Annotated in this window: 17 protein-coding genes, 2 tRNA genes and 1 pseudogene; 11 read left to right on the top strand and 9 right to left on the bottom strand. The window is 57.4% G+C overall.

What is annotated here, in order from left to right; all coding sequences use genetic code 11:
• Nucleotides 1-53: 53 nt before the first annotated feature.
• From V1587_RS10275 to V1587_RS10260, 4 genes and pseudogenes are all read right to left on the bottom strand, one after another.
• A complete protein-coding gene (locus V1587_RS10275; RefSeq protein WP_371898366.1) occupies nt 54-383 on the bottom strand; it encodes a DUF6966 domain-containing protein in 330 nt (109 codons plus the stop codon).
• A gap of 164 nt (nt 384-547) precedes the next feature.
• Nucleotides 548-1,447, bottom strand: coding sequence for an allantoinase PuuE (gene puuE / locus V1587_RS10270; protein WP_371898544.1), 900 nt, complete (start codon nt 1,445-1,447; stop codon nt 548-550).
• A pseudogene (locus V1587_RS10265) lies at nt 1,368-2,236 on the bottom strand (aspartate/glutamate racemase family protein); the annotation flags it as partial. The gene puuE and the pseudogene V1587_RS10265, both read right to left, overlap by 80 nt.
• Nucleotides 2,236-2,952, bottom strand: a complete 717-nt coding sequence (locus V1587_RS10260; RefSeq protein WP_371898367.1) for a GntR family transcriptional regulator — start codon at nt 2,950-2,952, stop codon at nt 2,236-2,238. The pseudogene V1587_RS10265 and the gene V1587_RS10260, both read right to left, overlap by 1 nt.
• A gap of 144 nt (nt 2,953-3,096) precedes the next feature.
• Between V1587_RS10260 and V1587_RS10255 the strand changes: the two genes are divergently transcribed.
• Nucleotides 3,097-4,593, top strand: coding sequence for an NCS1 family nucleobase:cation symporter-1 (locus V1587_RS10255; RefSeq protein WP_008499855.1), 1,497 nt, complete (start codon nt 3,097-3,099; stop codon nt 4,591-4,593).
• A 100-nt stretch (nt 4,594-4,693) separates the two neighbouring features.
• Nucleotides 4,694-6,013, top strand: a complete 1,320-nt coding sequence (guaD, locus tag V1587_RS10250) for a guanine deaminase (protein ID WP_371898368.1) — start codon at nt 4,694-4,696, stop codon at nt 6,011-6,013.
• On the opposite strand, the gene uraH is transcribed toward guaD, so the two are convergent.
• A complete protein-coding gene (uraH, locus tag V1587_RS10245; RefSeq protein WP_371898369.1) occupies nt 5,993-6,316 on the bottom strand; it encodes a hydroxyisourate hydrolase in 324 nt (107 codons plus the stop codon). The genes guaD and uraH overlap by 21 nt on opposite strands.
• Complete coding sequence (uraD, locus tag V1587_RS10240; RefSeq protein ID WP_371898370.1) at nt 6,313-6,813, bottom strand: 2-oxo-4-hydroxy-4-carboxy-5-ureidoimidazoline decarboxylase; 501 nt, start codon at nt 6,811-6,813, stop codon at nt 6,313-6,315. The genes uraH and uraD overlap by 4 nt, the downstream gene beginning before the upstream one ends.
• A gap of 238 nt (nt 6,814-7,051) precedes the next feature.
• On the opposite strand from uraD, the gene hpxO reads away from it, so the two are divergent.
• The 3 genes from hpxO to V1587_RS10225 are packed head-to-tail and all read left to right on the top strand — an operon-like array spanning nt 7,052 to nt 10,205.
• On the top strand, nt 7,052-8,206 hold the full coding sequence (gene hpxO / locus V1587_RS10235) for an FAD-dependent urate hydroxylase HpxO (RefSeq protein ID WP_371898371.1): 1,155 nt from the start codon (nt 7,052-7,054) through the stop codon (nt 8,204-8,206).
• 14 nt (nt 8,207-8,220) lie between these two features.
• On the top strand, nt 8,221-9,258 hold the full coding sequence (gene hpxD, locus V1587_RS10230) for a molybdenum cofactor-independent xanthine hydroxylase subunit HpxD (RefSeq protein ID WP_371898372.1): 1,038 nt from the start codon (nt 8,221-8,223) through the stop codon (nt 9,256-9,258).
• A gap of 11 nt (nt 9,259-9,269) precedes the next feature.
• Nucleotides 9,270-10,205, top strand: a complete 936-nt coding sequence (locus V1587_RS10225) for a 2Fe-2S iron-sulfur cluster-binding protein (protein WP_371898373.1) — start codon at nt 9,270-9,272, stop codon at nt 10,203-10,205.
• 43 nt (nt 10,206-10,248) lie between these two features.
• Here V1587_RS10225 and V1587_RS10220 read toward each other — a convergent pair.
• Nucleotides 10,249-10,336, bottom strand: a tRNA-Ser gene (locus V1587_RS10220).
• A gap of 278 nt (nt 10,337-10,614) precedes the next feature.
• On the opposite strand from V1587_RS10220, the gene V1587_RS10215 reads away from it, so the two are divergent.
• The 5 genes from V1587_RS10215 (at nt 10,615) to V1587_RS10195 (ending at nt 15,752) form a co-directional block, all read left to right on the top strand.
• Nucleotides 10,615-11,751, top strand: coding sequence for a D-alanyl-lipoteichoic acid biosynthesis protein DltD (locus V1587_RS10215; protein ID WP_371898545.1), 1,137 nt, complete (start codon nt 10,615-10,617; stop codon nt 11,749-11,751).
• Between the two features lie 128 nt (nt 11,752-11,879).
• The gene (locus tag V1587_RS10210) at nt 11,880-12,998 is read left to right on the top strand and encodes an MBOAT family O-acyltransferase (protein WP_371898546.1); all 1,119 of its coding nucleotides are present in this window, start codon (nt 11,880-11,882) and stop codon (nt 12,996-12,998) included.
• Entirely contained in the window at nt 12,995-14,428 is a 1,434-nt protein-coding gene (locus tag V1587_RS10205) for an AMP-binding protein (RefSeq protein ID WP_371898374.1), read from the top strand. Before V1587_RS10210 ends, V1587_RS10205 begins: the two co-directional genes overlap by 4 nt.
• 17 nt (nt 14,429-14,445) lie before the next feature.
• Entirely contained in the window at nt 14,446-14,664 is a 219-nt protein-coding gene (locus V1587_RS10200; RefSeq protein WP_008499867.1) for an acyl carrier protein, read from the top strand.
• A 251-nt stretch (nt 14,665-14,915) separates the two neighbouring features.
• Nucleotides 14,916-15,752, top strand: a complete 837-nt coding sequence (locus V1587_RS10195; RefSeq protein ID WP_371898375.1) for an alpha/beta fold hydrolase — start codon at nt 14,916-14,918, stop codon at nt 15,750-15,752.
• A 106-nt stretch (nt 15,753-15,858) separates the two neighbouring features.
• On the opposite strand, the gene V1587_RS10190 is transcribed toward V1587_RS10195, so the two are convergent.
• A complete protein-coding gene (locus tag V1587_RS10190) occupies nt 15,859-16,116 on the bottom strand; it encodes a YjhX family toxin (protein WP_021240841.1) in 258 nt (85 codons plus the stop codon).
• 314 nt (nt 16,117-16,430) lie between these two features.
• On the opposite strand from V1587_RS10190, the gene V1587_RS10185 reads away from it, so the two are divergent.
• The gene (locus V1587_RS10185) at nt 16,431-16,835 is read left to right on the top strand and encodes a GNAT family N-acetyltransferase (RefSeq protein ID WP_048027271.1); all 405 of its coding nucleotides are present in this window, start codon (nt 16,431-16,433) and stop codon (nt 16,833-16,835) included.
• A 64-nt stretch (nt 16,836-16,899) separates the two neighbouring features.
• Here the strand turns inward: V1587_RS10185 and V1587_RS10180 are convergent.
• Nucleotides 16,900-16,987 (bottom strand) — tRNA-Ser (locus V1587_RS10180).
• Nucleotides 16,988-17,092: the final 105 nt, after the last annotated feature.

Here is a 17,092-nt window from a genome sequence, read left to right as displayed (position 1 = left end):
GGCTCAGGGCGGGAAATCCCCCTGAGCGCTATTTAGCAATACACTTTAAGCCGTTATGGTAAATCACCCGCTTTTAACAAGCCGATGGCACGGTCGAGTTGCTTGTAGAGTTTGTGTCTCAAATCTTCTAACTCGTCATTTTCCCTAAGTAAAGGCGTCCCATTTTTATGAAGAACAATATCGTTAAATGATCCCATTCCACCGAAGAGTTTTTTTAATGAGTAAATGGATGACTCATAATCAACATCAAGTTCGGAGCCTAATTTTTCAAAGGTTTTCGCCCACGAATCCTCATCATTTGAGGACAGTATGATGACGATGTCGATTACTGTTTTCTGTATTTCATTTTTCACTTCAAACCGCCACTCCCTGGTATCTTCCAAAGCGTAGCTACTATAACTTGCTCAGTTCCACCGGAGTAAAGGTCTTTTTACCTGCCCGGTGGCGCTGCGCTTACCGGGCCTACGATGTCCCGTATGTCCTGTGGGTCCTGTGGGTCCTGTAGGCCGGGTAAGGCGCAGCCGCCACCCGGCAAAACACGGCTCAATTACTTCTGAAACGGATGCACCTCCCGCCAGTGGTCGGCAATCTGCTGGCGGGAACAGACCCAAACCCGCTCGTGCTGCTGCACATAATCCAGGAACCGCTGCAGCGCGCGAAAACGCCCCGGTCGCCCCAGCAGGCGACAGTGCATGCCGATGGACATCATCTTCGGCGCGCTTTCTCCCTCTTCGTACAGCACGTCAAAACTGTCCTTCAGATACGTATAAAACTGATCGGCGGTGTTAAACCCCTGCGCGGTCGCGAAGCGCATGTCGTTCGCATCCAGCGTATAGGGCACAATCAGGTGCGGTTTACGGGAGCCGTCGCTGCAGGCCACCTCCGTCCAGAAGGGCAAATCGTCGCCGTAGTAGTCGCTGTCGTAGTCAAAACCGCCGTGCTCTACCACCAGCTGGCGCGTATTGGGGCTGTCGCGCCCGGTGTACCAGCCCGCTGGCGGCTTGCCAAACAGGTCGGTCAGAACATGCACCGCCTTGTGCAGGTGTTCGCGCTCCTGGCTGATGTCCATATTCTGATAGTGGATCCAGCGCCAGCCGTGGCTCACCACGTCGTAATCCGCGGCTTTGATCGCCTCAACGATCTCCGGGTGACGCGCCAGCGCCATCGCCACGCCGAAGACCGTCAGCGGCAGGCCGCGCTTTTGAAATTCACTGTGGATCCGCCAGAACCCGGCGCGGCTGCCGTATTCGTAGAGGGAGTCCATCGACATGTGTTTGTCCGGGTAGCTGGCCGCGCCGATGATGTCCGACAGGAACTGCTCGGAACCGGCATCGCCGTGCAGAACGTGGTTTTCCGCCCCTTCTTCGTAATTGAGCACAAACTGCACGGCGATGCGCGCCTGATTCGGCCACCGCGCGTGCGGCGGGTTGCCCGTGTAGCCGCGCAGGTCCCGCGGATAATCTTGTTCAAAAAGCCCCATTGCCACCCCCAAAAATTAAAATGGATTTAATGCCTGAAAATGTCCGCTTAACGGTTTGTTCTCCGGGAACGCCAGATCCCCGTGCTTGCTGGTCGACAGCCCCAGCGCCACCAGCGATTCCAGCATCTTCACCGCCGCGCTGACGCCGTCGATCACCGGCACGCGCAGCTCGCGGGTCAGCTCCTGCGCCAGCGTCGCCATGCCGCCGCAGCCCAGCACGATGGCGCCACAGCCATCCTCTTTCAGCGCCTGTATACAGCGCGCGCGCACTTTCTCCTGCGCCAGACCGCTGCCGTCCTCCAGCGCCAGCACCGGAAGGTCGATGGCGTGCAGCGCCGCGCAATGGTCCTGAAAGCCATACTGGTGCAGCAGATGACGGGCAATAATCAGCGTGCGCGGCAGCGTGGTCACAACCGAAAAGCGCGTCGCCACCAGCGTCGCCATATGCATGGCGGCTTCGGCGATGCCGATAACCGGCCCCTGCGCCAGTTCGCGCGCCGCCAGCAGGCCCGGATCGCCAAAGCAGGCGATCACGTGCCCGTCCACGCCCTGCTCCCTGCCTTTTTTGATCTGCTCCAGGACACCGACGGCGGCGATGGCCTCATCAAAATGGCCTTCAATCGACGGCACGCCCGCGCTTGGGCAGACCGCGAGGATCTCCGTTCCCGGCGCCGCCACCGCGCGGGCCGCCGCGCCGATGGTTTCCGTCATGGCGAGACTGGTGTTGGGGTTGATCACTTGTATACAGACAGACATTACGACTCCTTGTGGCCGGCAAACAGCCGGGCAAAATCAGGCAGGCACTCGCCCGCCCGCTCGAAGCAGAGGCTGGCGACGATATGTTCAAAATGGTGCATTAATGCATCGCTTAGCGGCTGGAGCGCCTTCTGGCGCAGCAGATCCACAAGCTGCTCGTGATCGTTGCAGCGGCAGCCCTGACGCCACGGCGCGCCCCAGGTGGCAATCACCAGCGAGGAGCGCTGGCTCAGGCTGGTCACCATCTCAGTGAGCACCTGGTTGCCGGAGATGGCCTGCAGCTGAATGTGGAAACTGGCAGAGTGGCGGATCGCTGCCGGGCCGTCATAGGCCTCGTGCGCCTGCTGCTCCTGACGAATAATGGCCTCCAGCGCGGCAAGATGCGGCGGCTGGCAGTGCGCCAGCACGTCCGGCAGGTTAGCAACCTCCAGCAGGGCACGGGTGCGGAAGATGTGCTGCGCCTCTTCCACCGTCGGGCTGGCGACGTGTGCACCACGCTTGGGCGTCAGGGTGACCATTTGCACAGCGGCGAGTCGCTGAAGCACCTTGCGGATGCCCGTGCGGCTCACGCCAAAGACCTCGGCCAGCGCCTCTTCCGGCAATTTGCTCCCCGGCAGCAGCTGATGTTCGACAATCGCGGTCATTAGCGCCTGGAAGATGGATTCGTCTTTGTCATGCAGGTCTGGCGCGGTCTGCAGGGCGTTTATGTTGTTCATTCACCACTCCGAATTTTACTTTCCGTTATCGAATCGTATACATAAAAATAAAATATTGCATACAAGATTTATTATTTTGGCCTGGATCCTGCAACACCGTTTGCACTCCCACTCAACGGGTTTTCATTCACAGGAGCAGGTTTCATGCCAAACAGTCAAAACGCACAGCAAGGTACGGCCGCTGATTCCGGTGCGGTTTACAGCCCACGTCTTTGCAATGAGGATCTGGCACCGACGCGTGACCAGAACTGGAGCTGGTACAACATCTTTTCGTTCTGGATGTCGGACGTTCACAGCATGGGGGGTTATGTTGTCGCCGCGAGCTTCTTTACGCTCGGGCTGGCAAGCTGGCAGGTGCTGCTCTGCCTGCTGGTGGGGATTTGCATCGTGCAGCTGTGCGCCAACCTGGTGGCCAAACCGAGCCAGATGGCGGGCGTGCCCTACGCGGTGATCAGCCGTCAGGCGTTTGGCGTGTTCGGGGCCAATATTCCGGCGGTGATCCGCGGGCTGATCGCCTTCGCGTGGTACGGCATTCAGACCTACCTGGCCGCCAACGCGCTGATGCTGGTGGCGCTGAAGTTTTGGCCGTCGCTCTCTTCACTCACCACCGGCGCGTTCCTGGGCCTGTCGCATCTGGGCTGGATCTGCTTCGCCATTATGTGGGTTCTGCAGGCGATGGTCTTCTGGCACGGCATGAGCGCCATCAAGCGCTTTATTGATATCGCCGGTCCGGCGGTTTACGTGGTGATGCTGGCCCTCGCCGGCTGGATTGTATACAAGACCGGTTTTGACGGCATTTCCTTCACTCTTGCCAGCAAATCCCTGAGCGCGGGCGAGCAGACCTGGCAGATGATCACCGCGACCGCGCTGGTAGTCTCCTACTTCTCCGGCCCGCTGCTCAACTTTGGCGATTTCTCCCGCTACGGCAAAAGCATGGGCGAGATCCGCCGCGGCAACCGCTGGGGGCTACCGTTTAACTTCCTGCTGTTCTCCATCGTGACCGTGGTGATAGTCTCCGGCACCCAGTCGCTGTTTGGCCGCATGATCACCGACCCGATTGAGACCGTCAGCCGCGTGGGCAACGATCTGGCCGTGGCGATTGGCCTGCTGACGATGATCACCGCCACCATCGGGATCAATATCGTGGCAAACTTCGTCTCCCCGGCGTTTGATTTCTCTAACTGCTCGCCGCAGAAAATCAGCTTCCGCACCGGGGGGATGATTGCCGCCGTCGGCTCGATCCTGCTCACCCCGTGGAACCTGTTCAACTCGCCGGAGCTTATCCACTACACCCTGGACGTGCTCGGGGCGTTTATCGGCCCGCTGTTCGGCATTCTGATTGCCGACTTCTACCTGATTAAACGCGGCAAGGTGTCGGTTGACGATCTGTTCGACGACACGCCAAAGGGCAAATACTGGTACCGCAACGGCTTTAACCCGAAAGCCATTGGGGCGCTGATCCCGTCCGTTGCCGTGGGCCTGGTCATTAGCTTTATCCCGGCCCTGCATGAGGTGGCAAACTTCAGCTGGTTTATTGGCGTCTTCCTCGGCGGCGTCACCTACCGCTGGCTGGCGCGGGAAGAGCGCGAGACGGCAGGTGCGACGTCGTTTGGCTCCCGCGTGGCGACGCAAAAAGAGTAACCCCTTCCCTCCGGCCGCAGCATATCTGCGGCCCGTTCATTCTGGCACCGTTCTTGCTGAGCCTTTTCACCCCCGCTACGCACACACGAAGGCAGGAACCATGATGGAATACCAGACTGCGATACGCGGTGCATTTTTTGATATTGCCCGGGTCTGCGACAGTGCAGACGCTATTGCACAACACGCGCGCTACCTTGAGGACGGCCTGCTGTTTATCCAGAACGGAAAAATTCTGGCACAGATGCCGTGGCAGGAGGGCGAGCAGTATCTTGACCCGCACAAAGGCTATACCGACCTGCGCGGCAGGCTGCTGCTGCCCGGTTTTGTCGACACCCACGTTCATTATCCGCAAACGGAGATGATCGGCGCCTTTGGTGAACAGCTGCTGGAATGGCTGACCACCTACACCTTCCCGGTGGAGAGCCAGTTTGCCGATGAGGCCTACGCGAAAGAGATCGCCGAATTTTTCATTAACCAGCTGGTGAGCAACGGCACCACCACCGCGCTGGTGTTTTGCACGCTGCATCCGGAATCGGTCGAGGCGCTGTTTACCGAGGCTCTACGCCTGAACATGCGCCTTATCGCTGGTAAGGTGATGATGGACAGACACGCGCCGGACTACCTGAGCGAAGACGCGAAGCAGAGCTACCGGCAGACGCGGGCGCTGATCCAGCGCTGGCATCACCGTGGACGGCTGGGCTACGCGATTACGCCGCGCTTTGCCCCGACCTCATCCCCCGAGCTGCTTGCCGCGGTCAGCCTGCTCAGAGAGGAGTTTCCGGACACCTGGCTGCAGACCCACCTGAGCGAAAACCCCAACGAAGTGGCCTGGGTGAGCGATCTCTGGCCGGAGCACGAGCGCTATCTGGACGTGTATCACCACTACGGCCTGACCGGCGAGCGCAGCGTGTTTGCCCACGCGATCCATCTGCACCACAGCGAGTGGCAGTGCCTGCATGACACCGGCTCGGCGGTGGCGTTTTGTCCCACCTCTAACCTGTTTCTCGGCAGCGGGCTGTTTCGCCTGCCCGCCTGCTGGCAACACAGGGTGCGGATGGGCATCGGCACCGACGTCGGGGCGGGCACGACCTTCAGCATGCTGCGCACGCTGGGGGAGGCCTACAAGGTGGGCCAGCTTCAGAGCTACCGCCTGCGCGCCAGCGAGGCCTTTTACCACGCCACGCTGGGCGGCGCGCACGCCCTCCGGCTGGACGATAAGATTGGCAACTTCGCGGCAGGCAAAGAGGCGGATTTCGTGGTTATCGACCCCAACGTGACGCCGCTGCAGCGCCTGCGCAATCGCCGCTGCCAGGATATCTACGAGCAGCTCTTTGTGCTGATGACCCTCGGCGACGAGCGCAACATCAGCGAGACCTGGGTCAACGGCGAGCGGGTGTGGTCAACTGCCCCGGTAGGTTGACCACCCGCCGGGGGCAATCACAAACGGCAGATGGAAATGCTCGTCTGCCGTTTCTCCCGTCACAAAATCAATTTGCGCGCAGGGGTAGATTGTCTCCCGGCCGGTATTGCTAAACCACGCGCCGATCTCCGCCACCAGCCGATAGCGGCCCGCGGGCAGAGAGGGAACGAACGCGGCGATGCGCCCCTGGGCGTTGGTCACGCCCGTCGCCAGCGTCTTTCCGTCCTGTTGCAGATGAACCGTTACGCCCTCTGCGGGTTTGCCCGTCGAAATATCGAGAATGTGGGTGCTGAGTGTGCTCATTCGCTAATGACTCCTTCCAGCCGCAGCAGCGTAATTTCCCGCAGCTGTTCCAGCGCGGCACGGACTTCCTGCGCGTCGCTGTTCTCCAGCCGCGCGTGCAGCGCTTGTAAAATGTCCTCACCGCTGCGGCCCTTCGCGCGGATCAGAAAGACGCGCCCGAAGCGGGCCTCGTAGCGAGCATTGCCTTCGCGCAGCGCCTGGGCCAGCTCGGCATCGCTATCGTTCACCGCCCCCTGCTCCCGGCGCGATAGCGCCGCCTCCGCCGCTGAACCCGCGGGCTTTTCCCCGATGCGCGGATGGGCGCTCAGGGCTTGCGTTAAGGCCGCCTCATCCCAGCGTTGCGTCAGTGCCTGCGCCGCAATGAACAAGGCTTCCCGGCTCGAATAAGGCCGCCCACTCACCAGCGCGTCGGCCCAGCCGGGTATCGCCACGCAGGGCTGAAGCAGCGTAAAAGCGTCTTTCTCAGGAAGCTGATTAAAGTCGTGCAGTGCGATCATAGGTTCTCCTTGATTATCCTTCTCCGCTTATTGCACAAACCACGCCACTCTTGAGACAAACGTGAAACAGTCGATTCCCGATAGCTGACCAGGAAATTTTTGATTCATAAAAAGGCACGCTCACCGCGTTTGCGCACCTTAGCAGTGCAAAGGTCGCCCTCACAACGCCGTTTTCGCCACTCTGCAGCCTGGTACGCAAATTGCTGAATGTCTTTACACCCTGCAAAAGGAGAGAAGCATGAGAGCAATCGTTATTGGTGCGGGTATTGGCGGCCTGAGCGCCGCCGTCGCGCTGAAGAAAGCGGGCATCGACTGTACCGTGTTCGAAGCCGTAAAGGAGATCAGGCCCGTCGGGGCGGCCATCTCCATCTGGCCGAACGGCGTGAAATGCATGCAGCACCTCGGCATGGGCGACATCATCGAGACCTACGGCGGGCCGATGCGTTTTATGGCCTATAAGGATTACCGGCGCGGCGATACCCTGACCCGCTTTAGCCTTGCCCCGCTGGTTGAGCGTACCGGCGGGCGTCCCTGCCCGGTCTCGCGCGCTGAGCTTCAGCGCGAAATGCTGGACTTCTGGGGGCGCGACAAGGTGCAGTTCGGCAAGCGCGTCGAACGCGTCCATGAAGACGACGCTGGCGTGAGCGTCACCTTCACCGACGGCACCACGGCATCCGGCGATTTCCTGATTGCCGCCGACGGCAGCCACTCGGCGGTTCGCCCGTACGTGCTGGGCTATACGCCGGAGCGCCGCTACGCCGGGTACGTTAACTGGAACGGGCTGGTGAAGATTGACGAAGAGATTGCCCCGGCGCACCAGTGGACCACCTTCGTTGGCGAAGGCAAACGCGTGTCGCTGATGCCCGTCTCCGGCGGTCGTTTCTACTTCTTTTTTGACGTGCCGCTGCCCGCAGGCCTGGAGGAGGACCGCACCACCCTGCGCGCCGATCTCACGGGCTACTTCCGCGGCTGGGCGCCGCCGGTGCAGAAGCTTATCGCGGCGCTGGATCCTGCAACGACCAACCGCATTGAAATCCACGACATTGAGCCATTCGACAGCCTGGTGCGCGGCAACGTCGCGCTGCTGGGCGATGCCGGGCACAGCACCACGCCGGATATCGGCCAGGGCGGCTGCGCGGCGATGGAGGACGCCGTGGTGCTGGGGGAATGCCTGCGTGAAAATCACAATATCACGCTGGCGCTGCGACAGTACGAGGCGCTGCGCTGCGACCGGGTGCGCGACCTGGTGCTGAAGGCGCGCAAGCGCTGCGACGTCACCCACGGGAAAGACATGGCGTTGACGCAGGCCTGGTATCAGGAGCTTCGAGAGGAGACCGGCGAGCGCATCATCAACGGTCTGTGCGAGACCATTCAGGGCGGCCCGTTAGGCTGAACGTAAGAGGGATAATGATGAAAAGAGAACCGACTCCACCCGCCCACTGTACGTTTGAGCCAGAGGACTGGCTGCGCCTGGCGAAATGCTGGCATCCGGTCGCGCGCACCTGCGACGTCGGACCGGCGCCGGTCAAAGCGACGCTACTGGATGAGCAGCTGGTGATTTACCGCATTAACGACCAGGTCGTGGTCGCCCGTGACGTTTGCCCGCACCGCGGCGTGCCGCTGACGCTCGGCTTTCATGACGAGCACGGGATTATCTGCCCCTATCATGGCTTACGCTTTGGGGAGGACGGGCGCTGCAACCGTATTCCCTCCAGCCCGGATCAGCCCGTTCCGGCGAAGCTGAACCTGATTAACTACGCCGTGGAAGAGCGGTTCGGGCTGATCTGGACCTGCCTGGCGTTTGATCCGGATAACCCCGCGCCGCTGCCTACCATGCCGCACTGGGATGACGACGGATTTCAACAGATTAACTGCCCGGCGTTTGAGGTGAACGGCTTTGCCGGACGTCAGGTAGAAGGTTTTCTGGACGTGGCGCACTTTGCCTGGATCCACACCGATACCTTTGCGGACCCGAATAACCCGCTGGTGCCCCACTATCAGCCGCAGGAGACGCCGTTTGGCTTCGTGGCGGATTACTGGAGCTCAGTGAGCAACTATCCCGCCAGTTCACCCGTGCAGGCCCCGGAAGGGTTCCAGTGGTTGCGCCATTTTGAAATGCATCTGCCGTTCACCGCCACCCTGACGATTCATTTTCCGGGTGAATCGAGACTGGTCATTATGAACGCCGCGTCGCCGGTCTCATCGCGCGTGACCCGCATGTTCGCCCCTATCGCCCGCAATTTTGACCTGCATATTCCGGTGGAGGATGTGCATGCCTTCAATCTGCGCATTTTTGAAGAGGACCGTCTGATGGTGGAAACCCAGCGCCCGGAAAGCCTGCCGCTGGACCTGACTCTGGAAGCGCATATCCCCGCGGATAAAAGCTCGATTGCCTACCGTCGGGGGCTTAAGAAGATGGGCTTTGGCGAGTTTTTCCTGGTATGACGGAGGCCGATATGCTGAGCGTAATTGTTGACGGGCTGTGGCGCGAGGGTGACAAAAGCCTTGCCGTCAGGCTGGTGGCTGAAGACGGGAGCGCACTGCCGACGTGGCAGCCCGGCGCGCACATTGATGTTCACCTGCCCTGCGGCGTGGTGCGCCAGTATTCCTTGACCGGAGCGTGTGGCGGCGAGAACTACCTGATCTGCGTGGGGCGGGAAACCGCGTCGCGCGGCGGATCGCGCTACGTTCACGAGACGCTGCGTCCCGGGCAGAAGCTGATGATATCCGCCCCGCGCAACCTGTTTCCGCTTCAGCAGGCAGAGCGGGTTTTGCTGCTGGCGGCGGGTATTGGCATTACGCCGCTGTATGCGATGGCCCTGCAGCTGAAGGCGGGCGGAACGCCGTTCACGCTGCACTATTACGTCAGGAACCGCGAAAGCGCGGCGTTTGCGCGCGAACTCTCGCAGTGCGGTGAGTGCATCATTCATACCGCCAGCCCGCGCACAGCGCTCGCAGAGCATATCCCCGTGCCTGAGGTGGGTTTGCGAGCCTGGGCGTGCGGACCGGCAGGATTTATGGAAAAAGTGCGTGAGGTCGCCACGGCGAAGGGATGGGATGACGCCCATATCCACAGCGAGGCGTTTCAGCCCGTTGTGCCCGCCGCAGGCGGTGAAACCGGGGAGATCTTCACGGTCAAGCTGGCCTCCTCCGGGGAGCGCTGGCCGGTGCCTGCGGACAAAACCATCGCCCAGGTGCTGCAGGCAAACGGCGTGGACGTGCCGCTGTCATGCGAGATGGGGATCTGCGGAGCCTGCCTGACGCCGGTGATTGACGGCGTGGTGGATCACCGGGATAGCGTGCAGTCGGAGGCGGAAAAAAGCGCGACGGACCAGCAGGTGGCGCTGTGTTGTTCGCGGAGCCATTCCCGGGAGCTGGTGATTGCCCTGTAAAGCAAAAAACCCTGCGATATTTCTATCGCAGGGTTTTTGAATTTGGCGGAAGCGTAGAGATTCGAACTCTAGAACCCTTTCGGGTCGCCGGTTTTCAAGACCGGTGCCTTCAACCGCTCGGCCACGCTTCCAAAGTGAGGCGCACTATAAACATCTATTAGCGCCTTGTAAAGCAGGAATTTTTCTATTTTTCCCCGCAGGCGTTTGACTGCGCAAAAAGTCACCCGCACGGCGATCTCACGTCACTCACCACGACCTTGTACATACCGTAACATAGCAACGCTCATCCTTTTAAATCGCTCTGGTATAGAATGCCTCAAAAATAGAAGGTCATTTGTTGTGTAATTGTTATAAATCTGAATTCCCGCAGATTTTAGACATTACTGCCATGCAGTGTTACGGGTTGATGATGAAAATCAAAAATACGCTTTGCTTACATATCCTGATGGCAACCCTGGCCATTTTGTTCCTTTGTATTCACCCGCTGGTGACGAGCTTCGATCCGCCGCTCGCCTTCCATCCGCTGATTAAATCAATGGCGGGCACGCCTAAAGAACAAGCGGAAAAAATTGCCACTATTTCTCATGCCTTAGAAGGGAATGCGATATTTTTCATCGGTGCGTCCGAGGTTGCGACCTCAGAAGATGAACATTACGCTGTATATAATTACTTTAATAAGCAATTACACAAACCCGTCGTGGCGTATGGCGATGCGTTTGTCGATGACGAAACGCAGTTTTTGCTGTTCTCACGTTTTAAAAATAGCCTTAACGCAAACAGTAAAGTTGTTTTGCTTCTGGCACCTGACAGCTTTTACTCTAAAGGTCTACCACCCGCTATCTATGCCGATAATTTCCCGGGTTCTATTTTTAATCCTTTGATGAAGGATCCGCAGGCGCGCCCAATATTAGTCAATTATTTAAAGCATATTGATAGTAAAGAAATAAGCCATTTAACCTTTGGCCAAATGCGCGTCTTTGGCTGGCACCCCGATCTGATCTGGGACGAGCTGAGCTTCCAGTTTGCGAACGTCTGCACCATGATTAAAAACGACTGGCTGGCGCTGCTCAACGTTACGCCCCAGACGGTACAGCCGTGGCCGCAGCAGCCAACCACCCACATTGCTCCCGACTGGGATAAAGAGCTGGCGAACGCGCGCGAGTTAAATAAAAAACGCCAGCAGAGCGCGGCCACGCTGTGGATGGACAAAACGATTTACGAGCAGGACGGTAAGCCGCAACAGTGGGATGACACGCCGGTCGTGCCTGCGCAAATCGCCGCGTTCAGTAAAACCGTCCAGCTGTTGAAAGAACGTCACGTGCAGGTGATTGCTATCGTCGACCCGGTTAACCCCTGGGCGCTTTACAACACCAATACCTTCCGCCCGGTTGATAAGCAAATTAAAACCATTCTGGAAAAGAACCAGATCCCTTATTTAGATATGTACGCCATGCCTTATCAAAATGGCTGGAACTGGGATCGTTTGCACCCTTCCGAACTGGCCTGGGTTCCTATGATTCGCTTTATTGCACAGAGCTTTAAATAATGAAAATCGCGATCCGTCTTTTTTTCCTTTATCTCCTGCTGGCGATCACCATCGTCGCGTGGACCTCTGTCGATGACAGCATGAGTATGCAGCTGCATTTTGAATATCAAAAGTTCTGAGGCCGAATGATGTATAGCTCAGGAATGTTTTTTGTCTATTTATTTTCCTCCGCCCTGGCGTTTGCGCTGGTCAATCGCGTATTACGCCATCGTCTGACCTGGTTATCTGCGCTATCGGTGCTGACGGCTCTGGGATGGGGATATATATTTCAGGGTGATTATATTGTCCCCGTCGCCGTTTTTTTCAGCTTTTATGTTTTCGCCACGCTAAAAGAGAAGGGATGGTTAAAAACGTGGCAGGCGGTTGTTCTGACATTATTGCCGCTGTTGCTGGTGAAATTACACTTAAATAACCACTGGGGCATGATTGGTCTCTCTTTTATGACGTTCCGCGCGGTGGACGTGCTGCTCTATCGCAGTAAAAAAGAGGGACAGAATTTCCTGCACTATTTCTGCTATCTGTTTATGCCCTTTATCATCCTGGCCGGCCCCATGTACCGCTGGCGGACATGGATGAGCGACGTTAGCAAGCCCGCGTTTGCCCTTAACCGTGAACAGTTTTTGGTCGCGTTAGAGCAAATCATTACCGGCATTGTCCAGAAGTTCCTGTTTGCCATGCTGGTTGATTCACTTGTCGTGCAGCCCTGGAGCCATAAGCCGTTTACGCTGACCGTGGGGGTGGTGATGTCGATTGCCTATAGCGCCTACCTCTACTTTGATTTTGCGGGCTATAGCAATATGGCCATCGGCGCGGGCCGCCTGTTTGGGCTCAATATTCCGGCAAACTTCAATATGCCGCTTCTGGCAAAAAACCCCCAGGACTTCTGGCGCCGTTTCCACATCAGTTTGTCTGAATGGCTGCGCGATGTGGTCTTTATGCCCGTTTACATGAACCTGATGAAATTCAACTTTTTCCGTCAGAACAAAACGCTGGCGCAAAATATCGGTATTTTTTGCACCCTGTTCTGCATGGGGGCATGGAATGGCCTGGAACGCCATTACGTCATCAGCGGCGCGCTGTTTGGCGCGATTTCCGTCACTCATAACATGCTGCTGTGGTCAGCCAAGCGCAGCCCGGCATTGCACCGGGTCTTGCAGTATCCGGCCGTTGCGTTTTTAGGGCGAATTCTGACGCTGGGAAGCGCCGCGGGATCCCTTTACATCTTTAGTGGAATGTCACCTCTATGAAAAATCACTCCGATCTTCAGGAACTGCAGGATTTCTTGCGTGCGGCATTATGCGATCCCGCCTCCCCGCAGCAGTTGGCCATCAGCGGCAGCGACGAAGCCTTAAGCTGGCTGCAGCTTTCCACGGCCGTGGCGGACTGGGCGCAGCGCTATCATCGCTGCCAGCCTGTTGCCGGTACGCCGGTCGTCTTGTACGGACACCAGCAGGCCGAGTTCGCCGTGGCGATTTATAGCTGCCTGCTGCACAACATTCCGTACATTCCGGTGGACTGCATCTACCCGCAGGAGCGCCTCCGGGAGATCTGCCATCTGGCCAATGCCCCTTACTATTACGACGTCGCGACCCGGCAGTTCATCGCCACCGGGGAACCGGGCAAGGTGCTGGAGGAGCAGGATCTGGCCTACATCATGTTTACTTCCGGCAGCACCGGTAAACCTAAAGGCGTGCAGATTGGGCGTGAAAGCGTATGGCACTTCATGAAATGGGTCAGCCAGGACTTTTCGCTGCCGGAAAAACCGGTGCTCATGAACCACGCGGTGTTCAGTTTTGACCTCTCCCTGATCCCTTTGCTGGCGAATCTGGCGATGGGCGGGCACATCGTGCTGAACGCCAAAGAGGACATTCAGAAAGAGAACTGGCTTGAGCGACTGAAAAGCAACGCCGTCTCAGCCTGGGTTTCCACCCCCTCTTTTGCCTACCAGCAGCTGCTTTCCCCGCAGTTTAACAGCGACTATTTGCCTGAACTCAACGTCTTTATCTTCATTGGTGAAGTGTTGAATAAAGCGCTGGTTAAACAGCTTCGCCGCCGTTTCCCGCAGGCCAAAATCATCAACTCCTATGGCCCTACGGAAGCAACCATCGCAACGACCGTGGTTGAAATCACGGATGCGATCCTGAACAGCGACAGCGCCGTGCTGCCGGTGGGGGTCATGATGCCTGAGAGCAGAATGGAAATTTCCGCCGACGGCGAGCTGATTATCTGGGGTAAAAACGTCATGCGCGGCTACCTTGGTCTGCCGCAGGAGAACGCGGCGAAATTACTCCATCGGGAAGATGAAGCGTTTCGCGGCTACCGTACCGGCGATCTGGGCTATGAGGCGGGGCTTATCTATTGCCAGGGCCGCAACGACAGCCAGGTGAAACTGAACGGCTACCGTATTGAAATTAACGAGATCGAAAACCGCCTGCTGGCCATGTCAGGCATCAACGAAGCGGTGGTTCTGCCGCTGATGAAATCCTGCGGCAGCGTGCTGCGCATTGCCGCGTTCTGCGTGACGGATATGGCGCCGGATACCATCAAAACATCGCTGTCGAAGGTAGTTCCGCACTATATGGTGCCTTCACAAATTATCGTAAAAGACGCTTTGCCGCTCAATCCTAACGGCAAAATTGACCGCAAGCTGCTGGACGCTTACGCCCGCACAAATTAATGACCCCAGGAAAAATTATGGAACAAGAAATTCTCGCCCTGTTCGAAAAAGTGTTATCCCGTAAGGTGGGCTTTCACGATGAACTGATTGAATCCGACATTCTCGACTCCATCCTGGCGGTCGATATGGTGCTGGAAGTGCAGGACGTTTACGGCTGCATGATCCCGCCAACTGACGTGGCGACGGTGCTGAAAACTCCGGCGGACCTGGCCCGCTATATCGAAGAAAACCGCTAAACGCCGCTGCTGTTAATCCTGCCCTGAAGGCTCTGGAGGATCTCTCCAGAGCCTTTATTCGTTCCCCCTTCCGCCTGAACGCTAAACGCTCCCTTTCACAAAAATGAAACCGCCTGCTTTTACTATTTCACCTACACTTTAGGGGTACTGTCGGTACGGGAAACAAAAAAAAGCCAACTTAATTAAGGCATTACTGATTCGCTGTGCGCTCAGCCGGGGAACGTTTTGCCTTTAACAGAGGAGTCTGCGGTATGGCATTCGTAACAACGAAAGACGGCGTCAATATTTACTATAAAGACTGGGGTCCAAAAGAGGCTCAGCCCATTGTTTTCCACCACGGCTGGCCGCTAAGTGCCGATGACTGGGATAACCAGATGCTCTTCTTCCTTGCAGAAGGCTATCGCGTTATCGCTATCGATCGTCGTGGTCATGGGCGTTCGGATCAGGTGAGTGAAGGCCACGATATGGATCATTATGCGGCCGATGCGTCAGCCGTGGTTGAAAGCCTGGATCTGCACAATGCCGTGCACGTCGGTCATTCCACCGGCGGCGGCCAGGTCGCCCGCTATGTTGCGCGGTATGGACAACCGCAGGGGCGCGTCGCCAAAGCGGTGCTCGTCAGCTCCGTTCCGCCTCTGATGGTCAAAACGGAGACGAATCCCGGCGGAACGCCCATCGAGGTGTTCGACGGCTTCCGCAAAGCGCTGGCGGCTAACCGCGCCCAGTTTTATCTCGACGTGGCCAGCGGTCCGTTCTACGGTTTTAACCGCGATGGCGCCGAGGTTTCGCAGGGTACGATCCAAAACTGGTGGCGTCAGGGAATGATCGGCAGCGCCAAGGCTCACTATGAGGGGATTAAGGCGTTTTCAGAGACCGACCAGACGGAAGATTTGAAAACCATCACGGTTCCCGTTCTGGTGTTGCAGGGCGATGACGATCAGGTTGTACCGTATAAGAATGCCGCCCTGCTGCAGGACAAACTGCTGGCGAACAGCGTGCTGAAAATTTATCCGGGCTTCCCGCACGGGATGCATACCACCCATGCGGATACCATCAACGCGGACATCCTGGCTTTTATCCGCTCATAACGCCGCGTTTCTTGCCGGGTGGCGCTACGCTTACCCGGCCTACATTCCGCCACGATATTCCATTCAATGCATGAACGCCACCCGAGGGTGGCGTTGTTTATTCCGCTTAACGATTATCCAGCTGGGCGCGAACGTTGTTCAGCCCGGTGGTGTTGATCCGATAAGGCTGCCCGTTCACGGATCGGATCAGCTTTTTGGTGCGGAGTTTTTTAAAGACGCTGAGCGTGCAGTCGCTCAGCACCAGCCCTTCACGGGTATAGCACTCAACGGACGTGACGCGGCCAGAACTGTCGCGGACGTGCACAATACGTCCACCTTTGGCGAGAACGTGCAAGGTACGTTGTTCCTGACGGGATAAATTCATACTGGAAAACCTGTGTAATCATCATGCGTAAAAACGAGCCCACACCCGCAGGTGCGTGCGTAAGGTTTAAGCGCAGCGATAACCAGTCCGTCCTGAAAGGGGCGGGAAGCTGATTATCTGATGAAAACATTCTCCAGCATCAAAGCCTCGGTGAGAGATGAAAAGGTATTTACGGGATGAATGATAACGCCTGTATTTTACAGGGGAATAGCAGGAGGCTAAAAGTGTGAACGGGATCGGTCCGTAAAATCGTCTTTCGTCAATTTTACTGCCAGACTGAAGCCCTTTACTGAACACCGACTGGAGCTCTTCTTATGCCTGATAACTATACCGTAGTTGAAACCGTCCCCACTGCAGAAGCGTTTTGCCGGCTGCGCGAAATTTCGGGTCTTAGCCCTCGCCCGCTGGAGGCGGCCCGAAAAGCGCTGCCCGGCAGCTGCTATGGTATGCATATAGTATTTCAGGGAAAACCGGTCGGTATGGGGCGCATCGTGGGGGATGGTGCGTTGAATTTTGATATTGTCGACGTCGCGGTTGATCCGCTTCATCAGGGGAAAGGGCTGGGCAGAGTCATTATGGAAACGCTTGTTGCCTGGCTGGATAACCACGCCTGTAAAGGAGCGTACGTTTGCTTAATGGCCGATGTGCCTGAGCTTTATACTAAATTTGGTTTTACGCTCGTTCGCCCGGCAAGCGAAGGAATGGCAAGAATCTGGTGAAGGACGAACCTGCGTTAAGGCAAAAGAAAAACCCCAGGTTAACGAGTAACCTGGGGTTTATATCTGGCGGAAGCGCAGAGATTCGAACTCTGGAACCCTTTCGGGTCGCCGGTTTTCAAGACCGGTGCCTTCAACCGCTCGGCCACACTTCCTGAGTGAGGCGAACTATAAACACCTCACCGCGTGCTGTAAAGAGTGACGGCAATCGTTCGCTGTAAAAATAGTCAAAACGTGTTTAATCGGTTGAACTGACGACA

The organism is Enterobacter sp. ECC-249 (genome assembly GCF_043965265.1).
Taxonomy (GTDB): domain Bacteria; phylum Pseudomonadota; class Gammaproteobacteria; order Enterobacterales; family Enterobacteriaceae; genus Enterobacter; species Enterobacter quasiroggenkampii.
Note: the sequence above shows the minus strand (reverse complement) of the source record. Positions and strands in the feature narration are given on the sequence as shown.

Bases quoted from the DNA above. Each gene is read 5' to 3' on its own strand.
- hpxD (WP_371898372.1), top strand. From the start codon at position 8,221: ATGATGAAAAGAGAACCGACTCCACCCGCCCACTGTACGTTTGAGCCA.
- uraD (WP_371898370.1), bottom strand. From the start codon at position 6,813: ATGATCGCACTGCACGACTTTAATCAGCTTCCTGAGAAAGACGCTTTT.
- V1587_RS10200 (WP_008499867.1), top strand. From the start codon at position 14,446: ATGGAACAAGAAATTCTCGCCCTGTTCGAAAAAGTGTTATCCCGTAAG.
- hpxO (WP_371898371.1), top strand. From the start codon at position 7,052: ATGAGAGCAATCGTTATTGGTGCGGGTATTGGCGGCCTGAGCGCCGCC.
- V1587_RS10225 (WP_371898373.1), top strand. From the start codon at position 9,270: ATGCTGAGCGTAATTGTTGACGGGCTGTGGCGCGAGGGTGACAAAAGC.
- V1587_RS10215 (WP_371898545.1), top strand. From the start codon at position 10,615: ATGAAAATCAAAAATACGCTTTGCTTACATATCCTGATGGCAACCCTG.
- uraH (WP_371898369.1), bottom strand. From the start codon at position 6,316: ATGAGCACACTCAGCACCCACATTCTCGATATTTCGACGGGCAAACCC.
- V1587_RS10190 (WP_021240841.1), bottom strand. From the start codon at position 16,116: ATGAATTTATCCCGTCAGGAACAACGTACCTTGCACGTTCTCGCCAAA.
- V1587_RS10205 (WP_371898374.1), top strand. From the start codon at position 12,995: ATGAAAAATCACTCCGATCTTCAGGAACTGCAGGATTTCTTGCGTGCG.
- V1587_RS10195 (WP_371898375.1), top strand. From the start codon at position 14,916: ATGGCATTCGTAACAACGAAAGACGGCGTCAATATTTACTATAAAGAC.
- V1587_RS10210 (WP_371898546.1), top strand. From the start codon at position 11,880: ATGTATAGCTCAGGAATGTTTTTTGTCTATTTATTTTCCTCCGCCCTG.
- V1587_RS10185 (WP_048027271.1), top strand. From the start codon at position 16,431: ATGCCTGATAACTATACCGTAGTTGAAACCGTCCCCACTGCAGAAGCG.
- V1587_RS10255 (WP_008499855.1), top strand. From the start codon at position 3,097: ATGCCAAACAGTCAAAACGCACAGCAAGGTACGGCCGCTGATTCCGGT.
- V1587_RS10260 (WP_371898367.1), bottom strand. From the start codon at position 2,952: ATGAACAACATAAACGCCCTGCAGACCGCGCCAGACCTGCATGACAAA.
- guaD (WP_371898368.1), top strand. From the start codon at position 4,694: ATGATGGAATACCAGACTGCGATACGCGGTGCATTTTTTGATATTGCC.